The organism is bacterium (genome assembly GCA_019637795.1).
Lineage (GTDB): Bacteria > Desulfobacterota > Binatia > HRBIN30 > CADEER01 > JAHBUY01.
Genome location: JAHBUY010000002.1, coordinates 487,230 through 504,814 on the forward strand (window position 1 = coordinate 487,230; position 17,585 = coordinate 504,814).

A 17,585-nucleotide genomic window follows, 5' to 3' on the forward strand; every position below is an offset into this window, starting at 1 on the left:
TGACAGTTGGCACGGCGCTCGATAAGGCTGGCGTAACGATGCGGGCGTTTCTCACCGGCTGCGGCGCGGTGTCGCCGTTCGGCGGCGGCGTCGAGGCGTTGTGGACGGCGCTGTGCGAAGGGCGCAGCGCCGTCGCGCCGCTGCGCGGCATCGCCGTCGACGGTCTCGCCGGGGTGCTCGCCGCCGAGGTGCCGCCCGATGCGGTCGCGGCGTATCTCTCGCACCCGGAGCGCGCGCACCTGGAGCGCATCGACCAGCACGCGCTGGCCGCCGCGCGGGCGGCGCTGGCGGACGCCGGGCTCGAGCTCGGGGGCTGCGACCCGAATCGCATCGCGGTGGTGGTCGGCACGACGCTCGGCGCGATGCCGATCGGCGAGGGCTACCTGCGCGCCCGGCAGGGCGGCACGGCGTTCGACGCCCGGCGCCTCCTCGGCATGCCGTATGCCGCCACCGCGGCGCGCCTGGCGCGCACCCTCGGCGTCCGCGGGCCGGTGCTCAGCCCGTCGATCGCCTGCGCCTCCGGGACGCTGGCGGTGGGGCTGGCGCGCGACCTCGTCGCCCTCGACCGCGCCGACGTCGTCCTCGCCGGCGGCGCCGAGGCGTTGTGCGAATTCGTCGTCGCCGGCTTCGCCTGCCTGCGCGCCACCACGGCGACGGCGGTGCGGCCGTTCGACGCCCGGCGCGACGGGCTGGCGCTCGGCGAGGGCGCGGCGCTGGTGGTGGTCGAGTCGGCACGGCACGCGGCCCGGCGCGGCGCGACGGCGGCGATCGAGGTCGCCGGCAGCGGCCTCTCCGCCGACGCGGTGCACATGACCGCGCCGGCGCGCGACGGCGCCGGGGCCGCGCGCGCCATGCGCGCCGCCCTCGCCGACGCCGGTCTCGACGCCGACGCGGTGGACGTCGTCAGCGCCCACGGCACCGCCACGGTGTTCAACGACGCCATGGAGATGGCCGCCCTCGCCGCCGTCTTCGGCGATCATCGTCCACCGGTGAGCGGCATCAAGGGCGCCATCGGCCACACCCTCGCCGCCGCCGGCGCCTTCGAGGCGGTGCTCTGCGCCCGCGTGCTGCGCCACGGCGTCGTGCCGCCGACCGCCGGCTGCGAGGAGCTGGATCCGGCCTGCGCGCTCGACATCGTGCGCGGCGCGCCGCGGCGCGTGCGCGCGTCGGTCGCCCTGTCGACCTCGTCCGCCTTCGCCGGCAACAACGCCGCCGTGGTCCTGAGGCGCGATGAGCGCTGACGTGGTCATCACCGGCTGCGGCGTCGTCTCGCCGCTCGCCTGCTCGGCAGCGGAGCTGGCGGGCCGCCTGGCCGCCGGCGAGCAGGCGGTCGATGGCGATGGGGCGCGGGTGGCCGAGATCCCGTTGACGGTCGTGCCGGCGGCGGCGCGATCCCGCATCGGGCGGCTCGACCGCGTCTGCCGGCTGACGCTTGCGGCGGCCTATCTCGCCGTCGACGATGCCGCGCTGCCGCTGCCACTGGCGGTGCCCGAGCGGGTCGGGCTGGTCTTCGGCACCGGCCTCGGCTGCCTGCTGAGCGACGCCGAGTTCTACGAGAAGGTGGTGGCGCAGGGGGCGCCGGCGGCGAGCCCGCGCGCCTTCGCCTACACCGTGTCGAGCGCCGCCGCCGGCGAGGTGTCGATCGCCCTCGGCATCCACGGGCCGAACGCGACGCTGCACATGGGCATGGCGGCCGGCGCCGGCGCCCTCGGCCATGCCGCCGACCTCATCCGGCTCGGCCGCGCCGACGTCGTCATCGCCGGCGGCGCCGACGCCCTCGACACGGCCCTGGTCGAGGCGCTGCGCGCCATGCGGCTGCTGAAGACGCCGGCGCGGTCGCGGCCCTTCACCGACGCGGTGCCCGGCGTGTGGCCGGGGGAGGGCGCGGCGATCGCGGTGCTCGAATCAGCGGACCACGCCGCGGCGCGCGGCGCGCCGGCGATCGCCCGCGTGCTCGCCCACGCCGCCGGCTTCGAGCCGACGCTGACCGGGCGGACCCGGGTCGCCGACGGGATTGCCGGCGTGCTGCGCCAGGCGATGACCGCGCCGCCCGACCTCGTACTGGCGAGCGCGCAGGGCACGCCGCTCGACGCCGTTGAGGCTGCCGCGCTCACCGCCGCCGGCGCCGGCGCGGCGCCCGTCATCGCGCCCAAGGCGCAACTCGGCGACGCCTTCGGCGCCAGCAGCGCGCTGGCGGCGGCGCTGGCGCCGTACCTCGCCGCGCGGCGCGTGCTGGTGAGTGCCGTCTGCCCCGCTGGCAGCGTCGGCGCCGTCCTGCTCGAGCCACTGGGAGCGCGGCTGGCCCGGCCGCCGCGCTAGCTAGCGCATTGCCCGGCGTGGCACGGCACCCGTGCCGCGGCTCGATGCGACCTCTGGCTGTCGCGCCGCGTTGGCGGACGGTGGGCGCCTGCTGGTAGGAGCGCGCGATGGCGCTGATCGACGACGCTCCCCGTCAACTGCAGGCGATTCTCGACCTGCATGGCATCGAGGGAGAATGTTGTGAGGACCTCACTGGCGCGCAGCGCGCGGCGATCCTGACGACGCTCTACCAGATCCTCGACATCATCGACGCGAAGACGAACAGCGTCCTCACCATCAACATGATGGTCCTCACCGCGCAGGTGTTCCTGGCCGGTTCGTCCTTCGCGTCCGGGCTCCCGCGCGCCTGGCAGAGCGTGCTGCTCCTCGCCGTCGTGGTGCCACTGCTGGGCACGGGCTGGGCCCTCCTGGTCTTCCACGTCCAGGGCGGAACCTTCCTGCGCTGGCGCGGGGCGGGATGCACGTTGACGGACGGGAAGCGTGTCGGCGTCTCCAAGCACCTGGCGATGTGGAGTGAGTTTCGCAACCTGGCGCTGATCTGCGACCAGCGCTGCCGGCGACATGCGCGAATCCGCGCATGGACGATCGCCTCGGGGGTGGTGTTTCTGTCCACGATCCTGATCGTGGTGGCGAAAATCCTGTGTTTTGATAGCGTCGCCGCTGTGTCGTCCTCCGCTCCGGCGCGATCGGAACTCTTTGTCGGGCTCGCTGAGCTTCCGGCGGCCGATCGCCATCTCCTCGAGCGGGCGCGGGCGGTCTCGCGCCGCGCCTATGCGCCCTATTCCGGGTTCGGCGTCGGGGCCGCCGTGCGCACCCGTTCCGGCGCCGTGTACGCCGGAGCGAACATGGAGAATGCCTCCTACGGGCTGACACTATGCGCCGAGACCTCGGCGCTGCTGCAGACCGTCGCGGCGGATGATTTCGCCGTCGAGGCGATCGCCATAGTCGGCGGGCGGTTGGACGGCGCCGGCGGGCCGGGGCGGCCGGTGACGCCCTGCGGTCGGTGCCGGCAATTGATCGTCGAAGCGGCACAGGTGGCGAACACCGATGTCCGCGTCATCGCCGCCAACGCCGACCTGAGCCGGGTCACGGTGCGGACGATCGGCGAGCTGCTGCCCGAGGCGTTCGGACCGCGCGATCTCGGCTAGCGCGCCGCGCGCTAGCCGCGCCGCAGCAGGGCGGCGGCGTTGTCGTGCAGGACCTTGCGGCGCAGGCGCTCGTTCCCCTCCGTCGCCATCAGCACCTTCGCGATGCCGATGGCCTGGTGGTAGAAGGGCCAGTCGCTGCCGTAGACGACGCGATCGGGATCGGCGCGGGCGAGGATCGTCCGCACGTTGGCGAGCGACTGCCCCGACAGCTCCAGCCAGACGTTCGGGTAGCGGCAGGCGAGGTCGAGCGCCTGCTCCATCTGCAGCGCGCCGGCGTGGCCGAGGACGAAGCGGGTGCGCGGGTGGGTGGCGATCGGTTCCTCGTACAGCGCGACCTGCGAGCGCCGCCGGCCGCTCGCCAGCTCGATGCCGACCGGCCCGCAGTGCCACAGCAGCGGCAGGTCGCGCTCGCCGCACAGCCGGTAGAGCGCCATGGCGCGCGGATGGTTGGGCGCCATGAGCTGGACCGCCGGGTGCATCTTCACGCCGCGGGCGCCGTCGTGCGCCTGCTCGTCGAGGCGGACGCCGACGCGGTCGACGATCGGATGCACCGAGCCGAAGGAGATCAGGCGCGGCTGGCGCCGCGCCGCGTCCAGCGCGTGCGCGGCGTTGCGCGACAGGTACGGCAGGTCGATCGGCAAGAGCACCGAGTGGACGATGCCGAGCTCGTCCATCTCGCGCACCAGGTTCGGCACCGTGTGGGTGGCGCGCATGCCGCCGCGGCGCAGGCTGCCGAGGGTGAGATCGCGCTTCAGCGCCTGCAGCGCCGCGGGCGTGAAGTTGCGGTTCTGGTAGACCTCGAAGTCGATGGCGCAGCAGTCGGGCAGGTAGTGCTCGGTGCGCGGCGTCGGGCGCTGCAGGTCGACGCGCATCGGCAGCAGGTAGGCGAGGGCGATGTGCGCGTGCATGTCGATCACCGGTCCGACGGCGCGGTCGGAAACGACCAGGCGCCCGTCGTGGAGGTCGAACCACGGCAGGCGGGCGAGGTCGCGCAGGGTGGCGAAGACCAGCGGCGGCATCAGGAGTGCTCGCTGGCGTGGCCGAAGACGGCGGCGGCGAGCGGCGCGGCGCGCTCGGCGAGCGCCGCCGGCACGAAGACGTAGAGCCGCCAGAGCTGGGCGTAGCGCTCCTGCAGGGCGCGGATCTCGGCGCTGCCGGCCTCGTCGGCGTCGTTGAGGGCGCCGAGGCCGCGGCTGGTGACGACGCGCGCGCTCGCCTCCTTCATCACCGTCAGCGCCGGGCAGTACACGATCACCTCGCCCTCGGCGCAGCCGAGCTGCTCGGCGAGCAGGCGCTCGGCGGCATGGCGTTCGGCGCGCGATTCGTGGAAGCGGCGCACCAGCGCGGCCCGCTGCGCGCCGTCGACCGAACGGGCCGACACCACGTAGCCGCGCTTCAGCAGATCGCGGCGCGCCAGGCGCGCGGTCAGCGCCGCCGCGGCGGCGCCGCACGCCGCCAGGCGATCGAGCAGGGTCCAGTCGTTGAGCGCCAGCAGGTCGGGCTCGGCGAGCGCCCCCGTCGCGACCGCCAGCTCGACCGCCTTGGAGATCATCGCGCCGGCGGCGACCTTGGTGTGGTGGTAGTAGACGCGCTCGGTGAGGAAGTAGCGCATGCGCAGAAGCTGGATCACCTCCGAGCGGGCGTCGGGGCGGTCCATGCCGTGCTTGGCCATGCTCAGCGCCAGGTGGCCGTCGGCGACGGTGAAGTAGCGGAAGACGCGATCGTCGTAGTCGTGCGCCAGGCCGGTGAAGTAGGCGTCGCGACGCAGGTAGTCGAGGAGATCGGCATCGATGGTGCTCGCGATCACCTCCGCCGCCCACGGCGGCAGGGCGCTCGGCGCGGCGCCCAGCAGGCCGGCGATCGGGGCGCGGATGCCGAGCCGGTCGAGGCCGGCGCCGAGCTCGCCGTCGAGCAGGCGGCCGAGCCGCGTGCCCTTGTCGTGGCGGGGAAACAGCCGCCGCTCGTCCTCGAGCGTGTGGCCGAAGGGAACGTGGGTGACGTCGTGCAGCAGGGTGCCGATCGCCACCAGCTCGGCGAGGTCGTCGGCAATCGCGACGCCGTCGCGCCGCAGGGCGGCGATGATGCGGTGGGCGAGGGCGCTGGCGCCGAGCGAGTGGTCGAAGCGGGTGTGCAGGGCGCCGGGGTAGACGTACGACGCGGTGCCGAGCTGTTTGATGCCGCGCAGCCGCTGCACGGCCGGCAGATCGAGCACCGCCGCTTCGAGCGGGGTGAGCGAGAGGTCGCCGTGGACGGGATCGCGGATCAGCATCGCCGACCATCCTAGCGCGGGCGGCGGGGTCCGCGGAACGCGCCGGGGATCAGCGGCGCCGGCGCAACAGCCAGGCGGGACCGACGGTGGTGCCGAGGGCGACGGCGCAGTAGCCGAGGAAGCCGGCGGCGCCGATGCGCCGCAGCGCCGCGGGATCGGTGGTGGAGCCGCTGAGCCGCTGGCCGACGCGCTCCAGCTCGCCGGGATTGGTCACCGTCCAGGCGACGAGGTTGACCGCCACATACGCGGCGTAGGCGGTGATGAGCGGCAGCGCCCAACGGTGCAGGGCCACCAGCGCCAGGCCGGTGACGAGCATGAAGAGCCCGATCGCCGCCGCCGGCAGGAAGGCGGCGCGGCCGTGCAGGATCTGTCCGACGACCACCAGCGTCGCCTCGTCGCCCTGGAAGAGCTTGGCGAAGTTGGTGAGCGAGCGAAGGACGATCAGCACGCCGCAGAACCGGATGAACCCGTTCGCCATCGCCGCCTTATCCGCACAGGACGCACCGCCTGCGCAAGCCTTCCGTCCCGCGCCGCTCGGGCCCATCGGCGCGGTCGCGCGCCGGGTGAGTTTCGGTGCGTCCCCGTGGTAGAGGCTGCGCCATGCGCTACCTGCACACGATGGTCCGGGTGACGAACCTGGAAGAGTCGCTCGACTTCTACTGCAACAAGCTCGGGCTCAAGGAGCTGCGGCGGCACGAGGTGCCGCAGGGCCGCTACACGTTGGTGTTCCTCGGCGCCGACGAGAACCCCGACGCGCAGGTCGAGCTGACGTTCAACTGGGATCCCGAAGTCTACGGCGGCGGGCGCAACTTCGGCCACCTGGCCTATCTGGTCGAGGACATCTATGCCGTCTGCCAGCGCCTGATGGATCGGGGCGTGGTGATCAACCGGCCGCCGCGCGACGGCCACATGGCCTTCGTGCGTTCGCCGGACGGCATCTCGATCGAGCTGCTGCAGCGCGGCACGCCGCTGCCCCCTCGGGAGCCGTGGCAGTCGATGCCCAACACCGGGAGCTGGTGAGATGGCGAATGGGGAACGCGATTTCGCGGAAGAGCTGGGCGACTTCGTCAAGCGCGTCTTCGACAACCTGAGCGGCCTGGTGGTTTCGGGGATGATCCACCTCGGCCACGAGCTCGGTCTGTACCGGGCGCTCGAGGGCGCCGGGCCGACGACCAGCGAGGCGCTGGCGGCGCGCACCGGGCTGCACGAACGGTGGCTGCGCGAATGGCTGCGCGGCCAGGCGGCGGCGGGGCTGCTCGAGTACGACGGCGCCGGCGGGTTCTCCCTCTCCGACGTCGGCGCGCTGGTGCTGGCGAACCAGGACAGCCCGGCATTCGCCGCCGGCAGCTTCGTCGCCCTGCCGGCGCAGCTCAACATTCTCACGCCGCTGCGCCAGTCGTTCGCCACCGGCATCGGCCTGCCGTACGACGCCTTCGGCTGCGAGGGCGCGCTCGGCATCGAGGGCATGCTGAAGCCGTGGTTCCGCACCATGCTGGTGCCGATCGCGCTGCCGCAGCTCGACGGCGTGGTCGCCAAGCTCGAGGCGGGCGCGGCGGTCGCCGACATCGGCTGCGGCACCGGCATCGCGGTGATCGAGATGGCCCGGGCGTTCCCGCGCTCGCGCTTCCGCGGCTACGACATCTCGACCCACGCCCTGACCCACGCCGAGCGCTACAAGCGCGAAGCCGGCCTGACCAACGTCACCTTCCACGACCCGCGCGACGAGCCCCTGCCGGACGACGCCAGCCTCGACTTCGTCACCGCCTTCGACTGCCTGCACGACATGACCCACCCGCTCGACGCGATGCGCGCCGTGCGGCGGGCGCTGCGCCCGGACGGCACCTGGCTGATCGCCGACATCAACGCCCGCCCGAGCTTCGAGGAGAACCTGCGCGACAACCCGATGGCGGCGATGATGTACGGGTTCTCGATCCTGAGCTGCCTGTCGTCGAGCCTCTCGGAACCCGGCGGCGCCGGGCTCGGCACGCTCGGCTTCCCGGAACCGGTGGCGCGCGAGATGACCGCGGCGGCCGGCTTCACGCGCTTCACCCGGCGCGATTTCGGCAATCCGGTGCAGGCCTATTACGAGGTGAGGCCCTGAGCGGCCGCGAATGCCGGCCGTCGCCGTGGCTCTGTTGAGCCACCGCGGCTGATCTGGGCCGCCACCGTTCCCGCCGTCTCGTCCATCGATCCCGACACGGCGGCGGGCGACGGCTGGCACGTCCATTGCCATACGTCCAGGCGCAGGAGGCATGCACTGGATGGAAACGCAGGTGGTCAATGGCGTCGTCAGCGGCGCCGGGGCGGCGACAGCGCCGTCGCAGCGCGGCGCGCAATGGGCGGCGCGGGTCCGCGACGAGGTCCACAAGGCCGTCGTCGGCCAGGACGCGGTGATCGAGCGCGCGCTGGTGGCGCTGCTCGCCGACGGACACGTGTTGATCGAGGGCATGCCCGGCCTCGCCAAGACGCTGTTGGTCAAGAGCCTGGCGGCGGCGCTCGGCCTCGACTTCGAGCGCGTCCAGTTCACGCCCGACCTGCTGCCCTCCGACGTCGTCGGCACCATGGTCTTCCAACCGCAGCACGGCGAATTCCGTACCCACCTGGGGCCGATCTTCGCCAACCTGGTGCTCGCCGACGAGATCAATCGCGCCCCGGCCAAGGTGCAGAGCGCGCTGCTCGAGGCGATGCAGGAGCGCCAGGTGACCATCGGCGGCCAGTCGCACTCGCTGCCGCGGCCGTTTCTGGTGATGGCGACGCAGAACCCCGTCGAGCAGGAGGGCACCTATCCGCTGCCCGAAGCACAGACCGACCGCTTCCTCTTCAAGCTGCTGGTCGACTACCCCGCCGAGCACGAGGAGTACGGCATGCTCGGACGGTGGAGCCAGACGACGCGCCAGCCGACCGTGCAGGCGGTATCGTCCCCGGCCGAGCTGCTGGCGCTGCGCGCCGAGGTCGACGAGGTCTACGTCAGCGAGGATCTGCAGCGCTACGTGCTGGCACTGGTGCGAGCGACGCGCGACCTCGCCAACGGCCGCGGCACGGCGATGAACGGCGGCCCTCCGCCGCTCGCCTTCGGCGCCTCGCCGCGCGCCTCGCTGGCGCTGGTGCAGGCGGCGCGCGCCCTCGCCTACGTGCGCGGCCAGGACTACGCCAGCGCGGCGATGGTGCAGGCACTGTTCGGCGATGCGGTCCGCCATCGCGTCGGACTCACCTACGAAGCCGAGGCCGAGCAGGTGACCCCCGACGCCGTGCTGCAGCGCGTCCTCGCCACGACGCCGATTCCACCCCGCACCTGATCCCTCCCACCACCTCCCCCCATCGCGGGAACGCAGAGGCGACACGCACCCAGCGCGCGTCCTCCTCCCACGCGCGCACCCTCCCTCCCCGACACGCACGTCTCGTGCGCCCGCGATGATCGACGGCGCCCCGGCCCCCTCCCGGCCGGGGCGCCTTTTTTCTTTTCGCGCTTCGGCGGCGCGGCGTGCTGGCGATGTCTTCATCGCCGAGGAGCGCGGGGCCGGATCCGTGGACGGTTCAGGTTCCTTTCGCGCCATCCGGCCGGCTGCTTTGAGCCACCGCGTTTTCGATGGGCGCGCGTATCGCCGCACCGCCGGGTCCGTTCCGCACCTGGCACAACCGTTGCCTTGGAGCATCGCGACATGAATGCGCCGGCTCCCCATCCCGTATCGCTGCTCCGCAAGCTCGAGTGGCGGGTCCGCCACACCGCGGACTCGCTGCTCGGCGGCGAGTATCGCTCCGCCTTTCGCGGCCGCGGCCGCGAGTTCGACCAGGTCGTCCAGTACGAGTGGGGCGACGACGTCCGCGACATCGACTGGAACGTCACGGCGCGGCGCGGCGAGCCCTACCGCAAGAAGTACGTCGAGGAACGCGAGCTCACCCTCGTCCTGCTGTTCGACGACAGCCCGTCGTTGCAGTTCGGCTCCGGCGCGCGCAGCAAGCGGACCGCGGTGCTCGAGCTCGCCGGACTGCTGGCGCTGCTCTCGGCCGGCAACCGCGACCGCGCCGGCTTCTGGCACGCCACGCCGGAGACCCATCTGGTGCGCGAGCCGGTGCGCGGCCGCACCGCGATCATCGAGACCGCGGCGCGCCTGTTCGCGCAGCCGATCCCGGACCTCGACCGCGGCGGCGAGGTGGCGATCGACTGGCAGCGCTTCTTCCTCGCCTTCCCGCGCCACAGCGTGGTGCTGTGGCTCGGCGACTTCGCGCCCCGCCCCATGCCGCCCGCCTGGTCGGCGCTGCGCCGCCGCTACCAGATGGTCGGCGTGCGGGTCGAGGACGCCTGGGAGCGGGTGCTACCGGCGCGCGGCCGCATGACCGCCGTCGACCCGGTGAGCGGCGCGCTGGTGCCGTTCGATCCCAGCTCGCGCGCCAGCCGCGCCCGCCACGCGATGTGGGTGCGGGCCCGCGACGCCTACTTCAAGCAGCTCTTCCCGTCGCCGCTCGATTGCCTGACCGTCAGCACCGATGACGACCTGCTCGGCGCCCTGGTTCGATTCTTCCGCGCCCGCATGCAGGGGGTGAAGGGATGACGCCGGGTTGGACGCTCGCCACGCCCGCCTGGCTGCTGCTGCTCGCCGCGCTGCCGCTCATCGCCTGGCTGCGCGCCCGCCGCGGCCGGCCGGTGCTGGTGGTGCCATTCGTCAGTCAGTGGACCGGCCACGATCTCGTCACCCGGTCGCGCCTGCCGCAGGCACTGGTGCTCGCCGGCCTGGCGTTGATCGCCGTCGCCCTGGCGCGGCCGCAGCACGTCGACGAGCAGCGGCAGGTGACGCAGGACGGCTACGACATCGTCCTCGCCATCGATCTCTCCGGCAGCATGCTGGCCGAGGACTACGCGCGCGACGACGGAACGCGCATCAACCGCCTGCAGGCGATCAAGCCGATCATCGACGCCTTCATCCAGCGCCGCCCGAGCGACCGCATCGGCATCGTCCCCTTCGCCGGCCGCGCCTACACACTGGCGCCGCTCACCGCCGACCACGACTGGCTGCACCAGCAGGTGCGGCGGCTGAAGGTCGGCCTGATCGAGGACGGCACCGCGATCGGCGACGCGCTGTCGCTCGCCGTCGCCCGCCTCGGCCAGCCGGCCCGCGAGACGGACGGCAAGCGGCTCGGCGGCTTCGTCATCCTGCTCACCGACGGCGCCAACAATGCCGGCGCGGTGGCGCCGCTCGAAGCCGCGGCGCTCGCCAAGGCGAAGGGCATCCCGGTGTACACGATCGGCGCCGGCACCGACGGCGTCGTGCCGATGCCGGTCTTCGATCCGAGCGGCCGCAAGCTCGGCTATCGCGACGCGGTCTCCGACCTCGACGAGGCGACGATGCGCGCCATCGCCGACGCCACCGGCGGCGGCTATTTCCGCGCCACCGACTCCGACACCGTCGAGGCGGCCTTCGCCGCGATCGATCGCGAACGCAAGATCACCTTCGACGCCAGCGCGGCGCGGCGCGCCGAGGAATTCTACGCCTGGGCGGCGTGGCCGGGCATGGCCCTGATCGCCGCCGGCTATCTGCTGGCGCTGGTTCCGACCTCCCTCGGTCGCGGCAGCCGCCGCGAGGTGCCCGCATGACCTGGCAGCATCCCCTCGTCCTCGTGCTCGTCCCGCTGGCGCTGGCCGGCGCCTGGTGGCTGTTCCGCGCTCGCCAGGCGGCGACCGACGAGCGGCTGCCGAACGTCGCCCGCCGCTGGGCCGACCGCCTCGGCCTGCACGCCGCGGCGCCGCTGATGTCGCGCCGCGGCCGCGGCGCCGCCCTGGCGCTGGCGCTGCTGCTCACCCTGGCGGCGCTGGCGCGGCCGCAGTGGGGCGAGATCCCCGAACAGACGGTGTCGCGCTCCCGCGAGGTGATGATCGCCCTCGACCTGTCGCAGAGCATGATGGCGGACGACGTCTCGCCGACCCGGCTGGCGCGCGCCAAGCTGCTCGTCGACGCGCTGCTCGACGCGCTGCACGGCGAGCGCGTCGGCCTCATCGTCTTCGCCGGCACCGCCTTCGTGCAGAGCCCGCTCAGCGCCGACTACGAGGTGCTGCGCGAATTCCTCGCCGCCCTCGACACCTCCTACCTGCCGCAGGGCGGCACCGAGTACGGCGCCATGCTGCGCGCCGCCAGCGAGGCCTTCGGCGCCCAGGGCGACGGCGACCGCTACCTGGTCGTGCTGAGCGACGGCGAGGCGCAGGACACCGACTGGCAGCAGCTCGTGCCGACGCTGCGCCAGCGCGGCATCCGGGTCATCGGTCTGGGCGTCGGCACGCCGCAGGGCGCTCTGGTTCCCGCCGCCGATGGCGGGATCCTCGAGGACGAGTCCGGCAAGGCCGTGCTGTCGAAGCTCGAGCCGGCGACCCTGCAGGCGCTCGCCGAGCAGACCGGCGGCACCTATCGCGACGCCGCGACCTGGGTCGACATCGCCGATCTGGTCAGCGGCACCGTCGCCACGGGCCGCGCCGGCACCTACGTCGAAGAGCGGCGCGTCCGCCTCGAGGACCGCTTCCAGTGGTTCCTCGCCCCGGCGCTGCTGCTGTTCCTGCTCTCGTACTGGCTCGAATTCCCCCTCGCGCCACTCGCCCGCGCGCTCTCCACGCGCGGCCGCCGGCCGCTCCGGGTCCCCGCCCCGGCGATCGCGGCGGCGTTGATCGGGCTGGCCGCCTGGCCTCCTCCTCGCCAGGCGCTGGCGGTGGCGGCGGACACTCCTCCTCCCCAGTCCGCCGCCACCATCTCCCCGCCCGCGGATCTGGCGGCGACCATCGCCGAGCTGAGCGCCAGGCCGACGCTCGACGCCGCCGACTATGCGCGCCTCGCCACCGACACCATCGGCTTCGCCGCGCAGCCCGCGGCGCCGCGCGGCGCGCCGCGCGACGGCATCATCGACGACGCGCTCGCGGCGGTCGATCGCGGCGCGCAGCGCGACGCCCACGCCGCTGATTGGCCGGCGCTCCGGCAACAGCTCGAGGCGCTGCGCCAGCCACCCCAGCCACCGCCGAACCCGCCGCAGGAGCAGCAGGGCCAGCAACAGGAGAATCAGCAGAACCAGGAGCCGCAGCAGGGCCAGCAGCAGGAGAGTCAGCAGAACCAGAAGCCGCAGCAGGGCCAGAGCGACCAGCCGCAGCAGAACCAGCAGAGCGCCGGCGGCGCGGAGGCGGACCGGCAGCAGAATCAGTCGGGCGGTGGATCGTCAGCGCCGGACCAGCAGCAGGCGCGGGACGAGCAGCGCTCGCCCGCCGACCACGGGGACTCGTCACAGGCCAACGATGGCAAAGCCCAGGACCGCCGTGAGGGCGAAGCGGGCGCGGAGTCCGGTGGAGAAGATCAGCAGGCGCAGTCGCCGCGCCAGGATCGGAAGACCGGCGAGGTGCAGCGGCAGCAGGACGCCAAGCCGGTGGACAGCGCCGGGCTGGGCGACGACGAGACGCCGCCGCAGCCCGAGTCGGCGCCGCGGCAAGAGGCCGGCGTCCAGGAGCAGGCGGCGCCGCCGGGCACGCGCCTGATCGGCGGCGGCCAGGTGGTCGCCAACGCGCCGCAGAGCGACGACCCGGCGACCGCCGATGCGCTCGCCCGCATGGAACAGGTGAAGGACGGCGACGCCCCGGCGGTGCTGTTCGACCGCATGAACCGCGCCGAGGGCCAACCGAAAGCGAAGAACAACGGGAAGAACTGGTGATGAATCGCCCCCGCTCGATCACGACCGAGGCCCCGGAGGCCGCCGCTGGCGCGGCGCCGGGCAGACACCCCGCATGGCGAGCCGGCCGCGCGGCCCTGATGGCCGCGCTGCTCGTCGGCCTGGCGACGCCCGCCTTCGCCGCGCGGGTCCATTGGCTCGAACCCGACGCGATCGGCGCCGGGCAGACGGCGTCGCTCGACCTGGTGTTCGAGGACACCGCGCCGGCGGGACCGATCGCGCTGCCACACGTCGACGGCCTGCGCGTCGTCGGCGCGCCGGCCCAGGCGAGCGACATCTCGATCGTCAACGGCCACCGCTCGGCGAGCCTGACGCTGAGCTATCCGGTGCGCGCCGAGCGCACCGGGACGCTGCACGTCCCCGCCTTCGACGTCGAGACCAGCGACGGCACGCAGCGCGTCGCGGCGCTCGACCTCGAGGTCGGCCGCGCCATGGTGCGCGACCGCAGCGGCGCCGCGCGCGCGCTCGAGGACGCCGTGCAGGCGCGCCTGACGCCGTCGACGCTGACGCCCTACGCCGGCGAGGTCGTCGACCTCGACCTGCGCATCACCCTCGACGGCAACCACAGCGGCCAGGTGGTCGGCGCGCCGACCTGGGACGCCGGCGGCCTGGCGGTCGAGCCGTGGAGCGACGGACACGCGGTGCGCACCAGCGGCGGCAACGCCGTGCGCTTCCACACCCGCGCGGTGGCGCCGCAGGCCGGGCGGCTCGAGGTCGCGCCCGCCGAGCAGGAGGTCCAGTTGGAGACCGGGCGGGGGCGCAACCCGCTCGCCGACTTCGATCCGTTCGGCGCCATGCAGCGCATGGGCGGCAGCCGGCTCTTCGACTCGTTCTTCGGCGCCCCGCAGATGACCGCGGTGACGGCGCGCAGCAACGGCGTCCAGCTCGACGTGCGTCCGCTGCCGCAGCCGGCTCCCGCCGGCTTCAGCGGCGCGGTCGGCGATTTCACCCTCGAATCGACGCTCACCCCCGACCATCCGAAAACCGGCGAGCCGGTGACCTGGACGCTGACGCTGTCGGGGACCGGCAACTGGCCCAATGGCGTCGCCCTGCCGGCGCGCGCCGTGCCGGCCGACCTGCGCACGCTGCAGCCGAAGCAGCGCAGCTCGTTCGGCGACCACGGCCGCTTCAGCGGCGAGGTCTCCGAGGACCTGGTGATCGTCCCCAATCAGCCCGGACCCCTGGCGCTCGCGCCGGTGCGCTTCGTCTACTTCAATCCGACCAGCGGCCGGTACGAAACCGCCGAGGCGACCCCACCGACCCTCGAGGTCACGGGCGCGCCGCTGCCAGCCGCCAGCGCGCCCGCCCCGGCGCCGGCCGCCGTCGCGGCGCCGAGCAGCGAGCCGGCGCCCCTGGCGGCGCCGGCGCTCGGGTCGCCGCTCGACGGCCGGGCGCCGACGCTCGCGCCCCTGCCATGGACGACGCTGCGCTGGTGGCTGATCGCGCCGTTCGCGCTCGCCTTCGGCCTGCGCCTGGCGCGCCGCGCCTGGCGGGTCTGGCACGACCATCCGCGCCGCCGGGCGCGGCGCACCGCGCGACGGATGCAGGTCGCGATCCGTGCCGCCCGCGACGCGGCCAGCGTCGAGGCGCGGCTGGCGGCGCTGCTCGATTGGCAGCGCGCGGCGGCGCGGCTGCTCGACATCGATCTCGCCGCGCCCACCGCCGAGCAGGTGCGCGGCATCGGCGATGCGCGCTGGGCGGAGGTCTGGGCGGCCAGCGAGCGCGCCCTCTATGCGCGCGGCCATGGCCTGCCCGAGCAGTGGTATGCCGCGGCGCTGGCGCTGTGCGCGCCACCGCGCGGCGGGCGCGCGGCGCGGCGCGGGCGGCGCAGCCGTCCGCTCGTGGCGACCGCGGCGACGGCGTCGCTGCTGCTGCTGGCGCTGGCCATGCCGAGTTGGGGCGACGAGCGGGAGGCGCTGCGGACGCAGGTCGAAGCGGCCCCCCTCGACTGGATCGCGCGCTACAACCTCGGCCTGGCCGAAGCGCAGGCGGGCGACAGCGGCCGCGCCCTCGGCGAGACCGCCGCGGCGCTGGCGCTGGCGCCGCGACAGGCGGTGGTTCGCGCCAACGCGCGCGCCCTCGCGGCATCGGTGCCCGGCGCCGAGGCGACCCTGGCGCCGCTGCTCGACCACCGCCTCGCAGCGCTCGCCTCGCCGGCGCACTGGCAGTTGACGCTGCTCGCCGGCGCGGTCCTGGCGGCGGCGGGCATCGCCGTCGGTCGCCGGCGCCCGAGCTCGCTGCTGCTCGCCGCCGGCGCCCTGGCGATGGCGGTGGCCGGCGTCGCGCTGCGCGCCCAGGGCGCCTTCGCCGATCCGCGCGCCGCGCTGGTGGCCCGCGCCGCCGCGCTCCACCCCCTGCCCACCGAGGCCGCGCCCGCCGCCGACGCGCCGGCGCTGGCGCCGGGGAGCCTCGTCATCGCCGGCGGCGACTTCCTCGGCTGGCGGCAGGTGCGGCGCGCCGACGGCGCGACCGGCTGGGTGCGCGGCAGCGATCTCGTGCCGCTGTACGCACCGCCGGCGCGGCCACGCGGCGAGACGGCCGCATGACGAGATCCCGCTCGCACCTCGGGCAGGGGCGGGCGGGCCAGGGCGAGAGGGCCGCCGGCGGATCCCCACTTCGCGGTGGCCGATCCAGACAGAGAAGGAACCGGCGGCACTCTCGTCCGTTTCCCTCGCCGACCCACCACGCGCGCGCTGCCCTCTGGCGGCGCCCTGTGCTTTGATTCCCCGGTGCCGGCCCAACCGTCCATCTTCCGCCGCGTTCGACTGGCGACCTTCGCGTTCCTCGCGCTGCTGACGATCGGCCTGGTCGTCTCGGCGGCGTTGACCGTGCGCGAGCAGCGGCTGCTGCGCAATGCCGCGGCCGAGATCGAGCGCCTGCACGAGTTCCAGCGCGTGCACGTCGTCGTCTCGCAGCAGTTGACGCGGCTCGGCGTCGATCCGGCGCCCGATCCCGAGACGCGCCAGGACACCGAGCAGAAGATCAACCTGCTGATCGGCCTCACCGTCTCGGCGAAGACGATCGAGAAGCTCGCCGCCGTTCGGGTGCGACTCGAGCTCATCGACACCGGCGGCGCCAGCCACTTCGCCGAGGGCACGGCGCTGCTGGCCGAAGCCGAGAGCGCGGAGCAGGAACATCAGGCGACGGTGCTGGCCAGGCTGCAGCGCGAGAACATCGCCCAGCAGCAGCTCGAGCTGGCGGCGCCGATCGCGGTGCTGGCGGTCGGCGTGCTGCTGCTGCCGCTCGCCCGGCGGCGCATCATCAAGCCGCTCGACGCCTTCGCGGAGCGGCTGTCGCGGCTGGCCGACGGCGACTTCGGCCCGGCGCCGCTGCACGGCGTCGATCCCTTCCTGCTGCCACTGCACACCCAGCTCAACGCCGTCGCGGCGCGCCTGCAGGAGCTCGAGGCCGCGCACCAGGCGCGCGCCGCGTCGCTGGAGGAAGCCGTCGGGGTCGCCGTCCGCCGCCTGCTCGAACAGCAGCGCGAGCTGGCGCGCGCCGAACGGCTGGCGGCGACCGGCGAGCTGGCGGCGTCGGTGGCGCACGAGCTGCGCAATCCGCTGGCGGGGATCCAGATGACCCTCGCCAACCTGCGGGCCGAGATCGACGACCGCGAGGTCGGCGAGCGTGTGGAGCTGGTGCTGAGCGAGGTCGACCGGCTCACCCGACTGCTCAATTCGCTGCTCGACTCGGCGCGCCATCAGCCCGAGCCGCTGCGCGAGGTGCGACTGGCGACGCTGGTGGAGGAGCTGCTGACGCTCACCCGTCACCAACTGCCGGCGGGCGTGCGCATCGACATCCAGGTCGATCCGCAGCTCACCTGTCGCGCGCCCCAGGATCGCCTGCGCCAGGCGCTGCTGAATCTCGTGCTCAACGCCGGCGCCGCCCTCGGCGAGCGCGGCGGCGTGATCACCATCGCCGCCCGCGGCGACGGCGATCGGGTCCGCCTGACGGTCAGCGACGACGGACCCGGTTTTCCGGCCGAGGTGCTGCAGAACGGCATTCGCCCCTTCTTCAGCACCCGCGAGCAGGGCACGGGCCTGGGGCTGTCGCTGGTCCGCCGCTTCGCGCGCGAGATGGGCGGCGAGCTGGCGCTCGCCAATCGCGCCCCGCACGGCGCCGAAGTGACGCTGACGCTCCCGCTGCGCGACTAGCGC

The 17,585-nt window shown here is 74.0% G+C and carries 14 protein-coding genes; 11 read left to right on the forward strand and 3 right to left on the reverse strand.

The annotated features are described in order from the left end of the window. Positions 1 to 38 precede the first annotated feature (38 nt). The 3 genes from KF840_07405 (at position 39) to KF840_07415 (ending at position 3,467) form a co-directional block, all read left to right on the forward strand. On the forward strand, positions 39 to 1,241 hold the full coding sequence (locus KF840_07405; protein ID MBX3024720.1) for a beta-ketoacyl-[acyl-carrier-protein] synthase family protein: 1,203 nt from the start codon (positions 39 to 41) through the stop codon (positions 1,239 to 1,241). Next, complete coding sequence (locus KF840_07410) at positions 1,231 to 2,319, forward strand: hypothetical protein (protein MBX3024721.1); 1,089 nt, start codon at positions 1,231 to 1,233, stop codon at positions 2,317 to 2,319. The genes KF840_07405 and KF840_07410 overlap by 11 nt, the downstream gene beginning before the upstream one ends. A 506-nt stretch (positions 2,320 to 2,825) precedes the next feature. After that, positions 2,826 to 3,467, forward strand: coding sequence for a cytidine deaminase (locus KF840_07415; protein ID MBX3024722.1), 642 nt, complete (start codon positions 2,826 to 2,828; stop codon positions 3,465 to 3,467). Between the two features lie 11 nt (positions 3,468 to 3,478). On the opposite strand, the gene KF840_07420 is transcribed toward KF840_07415, so the two are convergent. The 3 genes from KF840_07420 to KF840_07430 are packed head-to-tail and all read right to left on the reverse strand — an operon-like array spanning position 3,479 to position 6,214. After that, positions 3,479 to 4,486 (reverse strand): amidohydrolase family protein, encoded by a 1,008-nt coding sequence (locus tag KF840_07420; protein ID MBX3024723.1) that lies wholly within the window; start codon positions 4,484 to 4,486, stop codon positions 3,479 to 3,481. Beyond that, on the reverse strand, positions 4,486 to 5,736 hold the full coding sequence (locus KF840_07425; GenBank protein MBX3024724.1) for an HD domain-containing protein: 1,251 nt from the start codon (positions 5,734 to 5,736) through the stop codon (positions 4,486 to 4,488). The genes KF840_07420 and KF840_07425 overlap by 1 nt, the downstream gene beginning before the upstream one ends. A gap of 49 nt (positions 5,737 to 5,785) precedes the next feature. After that, positions 5,786 to 6,214, reverse strand: coding sequence for a hypothetical protein (locus KF840_07430; GenBank protein MBX3024725.1), 429 nt, complete (start codon positions 6,212 to 6,214; stop codon positions 5,786 to 5,788). Between the two features lie 122 nt (positions 6,215 to 6,336). Between KF840_07430 and KF840_07435 the strand changes: the two genes are divergently transcribed. From KF840_07435 to KF840_07470, 8 genes are all read left to right on the forward strand, one after another. After that, entirely contained in the window at positions 6,337 to 6,756 is a 420-nt protein-coding gene (locus KF840_07435; GenBank protein ID MBX3024726.1) for a VOC family protein, read from the forward strand. Between the two features lies 1 nt (position 6,757). After that, a complete protein-coding gene (locus KF840_07440) occupies positions 6,758 to 7,837 on the forward strand; it encodes a methyltransferase domain-containing protein (GenBank protein MBX3024727.1) in 1,080 nt (359 codons plus the stop codon). A gap of 160 nt (positions 7,838 to 7,997) precedes the next feature. Beyond that, the gene (locus KF840_07445) at positions 7,998 to 9,032 is read left to right on the forward strand and encodes a MoxR family ATPase (protein MBX3024728.1); all 1,035 of its coding nucleotides are present in this window, start codon (positions 7,998 to 8,000) and stop codon (positions 9,030 to 9,032) included. A gap of 363 nt (positions 9,033 to 9,395) precedes the next feature. Further along, the gene (locus tag KF840_07450; protein ID MBX3024729.1) at positions 9,396 to 10,286 is read left to right on the forward strand and encodes a DUF58 domain-containing protein; all 891 of its coding nucleotides are present in this window, start codon (positions 9,396 to 9,398) and stop codon (positions 10,284 to 10,286) included. After that, on the forward strand, positions 10,283 to 11,326 hold the full coding sequence (locus KF840_07455; GenBank protein MBX3024730.1) for a VWA domain-containing protein: 1,044 nt from the start codon (positions 10,283 to 10,285) through the stop codon (positions 11,324 to 11,326). Before KF840_07450 ends, KF840_07455 begins: the two co-directional genes overlap by 4 nt. Further along, positions 11,323 to 13,410: a VWA domain-containing protein gene (locus KF840_07460; GenBank protein MBX3024731.1), complete on the forward strand. Its 2,088-nt coding sequence runs from the start codon at positions 11,323 to 11,325 to the stop codon at positions 13,408 to 13,410. The genes KF840_07455 and KF840_07460 overlap by 4 nt, the downstream gene beginning before the upstream one ends. Positions 13,411 to 13,508: 98 nt before the next feature. Then, positions 13,509 to 15,974: a protein BatD gene (locus KF840_07465; protein MBX3024732.1), complete on the forward strand. Its 2,466-nt coding sequence runs from the start codon at positions 13,509 to 13,511 to the stop codon at positions 15,972 to 15,974. Between the two features lie 183 nt (positions 15,975 to 16,157). After that, complete coding sequence (locus tag KF840_07470; GenBank protein MBX3024733.1) at positions 16,158 to 17,582, forward strand: two-component sensor histidine kinase; 1,425 nt, start codon at positions 16,158 to 16,160, stop codon at positions 17,580 to 17,582. The last annotated feature ends 3 nt before the right edge of the window (positions 17,583 to 17,585 follow it).

Excerpts from the sequence above, each read along its gene's own strand:
- KF840_07405 (MBX3024720.1), top strand. The coding sequence starts at position 39 with ATGCGGGCGTTTCTCACCGGCTGCGGCGCGGTGTCGCCGTTCGGCGGC.
- KF840_07410 (MBX3024721.1), top strand. The coding sequence starts at position 1,231 with ATGAGCGCTGACGTGGTCATCACCGGCTGCGGCGTCGTCTCGCCGCTC.
- KF840_07415 (MBX3024722.1), top strand. The coding sequence starts at position 2,826 with ATGTGGAGTGAGTTTCGCAACCTGGCGCTGATCTGCGACCAGCGCTGC.
- KF840_07420 (MBX3024723.1), bottom strand. The coding sequence starts at position 4,486 with ATGCCGCCGCTGGTCTTCGCCACCCTGCGCGACCTCGCCCGCCTGCCG.
- KF840_07425 (MBX3024724.1), bottom strand. The coding sequence starts at position 5,736 with ATGCTGATCCGCGATCCCGTCCACGGCGACCTCTCGCTCACCCCGCTC.
- KF840_07430 (MBX3024725.1), bottom strand. The coding sequence starts at position 6,214 with ATGGCGAACGGGTTCATCCGGTTCTGCGGCGTGCTGATCGTCCTTCGC.
- KF840_07435 (MBX3024726.1), top strand. The coding sequence starts at position 6,337 with ATGCGCTACCTGCACACGATGGTCCGGGTGACGAACCTGGAAGAGTCG.
- KF840_07440 (MBX3024727.1), top strand. The coding sequence starts at position 6,758 with ATGGCGAATGGGGAACGCGATTTCGCGGAAGAGCTGGGCGACTTCGTC.
- KF840_07445 (MBX3024728.1), top strand. The coding sequence starts at position 7,998 with ATGGAAACGCAGGTGGTCAATGGCGTCGTCAGCGGCGCCGGGGCGGCG.
- KF840_07450 (MBX3024729.1), top strand. The coding sequence starts at position 9,396 with ATGAATGCGCCGGCTCCCCATCCCGTATCGCTGCTCCGCAAGCTCGAG.
- KF840_07455 (MBX3024730.1), top strand. The coding sequence starts at position 10,283 with ATGACGCCGGGTTGGACGCTCGCCACGCCCGCCTGGCTGCTGCTGCTC.
- KF840_07460 (MBX3024731.1), top strand. The coding sequence starts at position 11,323 with ATGACCTGGCAGCATCCCCTCGTCCTCGTGCTCGTCCCGCTGGCGCTG.
- KF840_07465 (MBX3024732.1), top strand. The coding sequence starts at position 13,509 with ATGGCCGCGCTGCTCGTCGGCCTGGCGACGCCCGCCTTCGCCGCGCGG.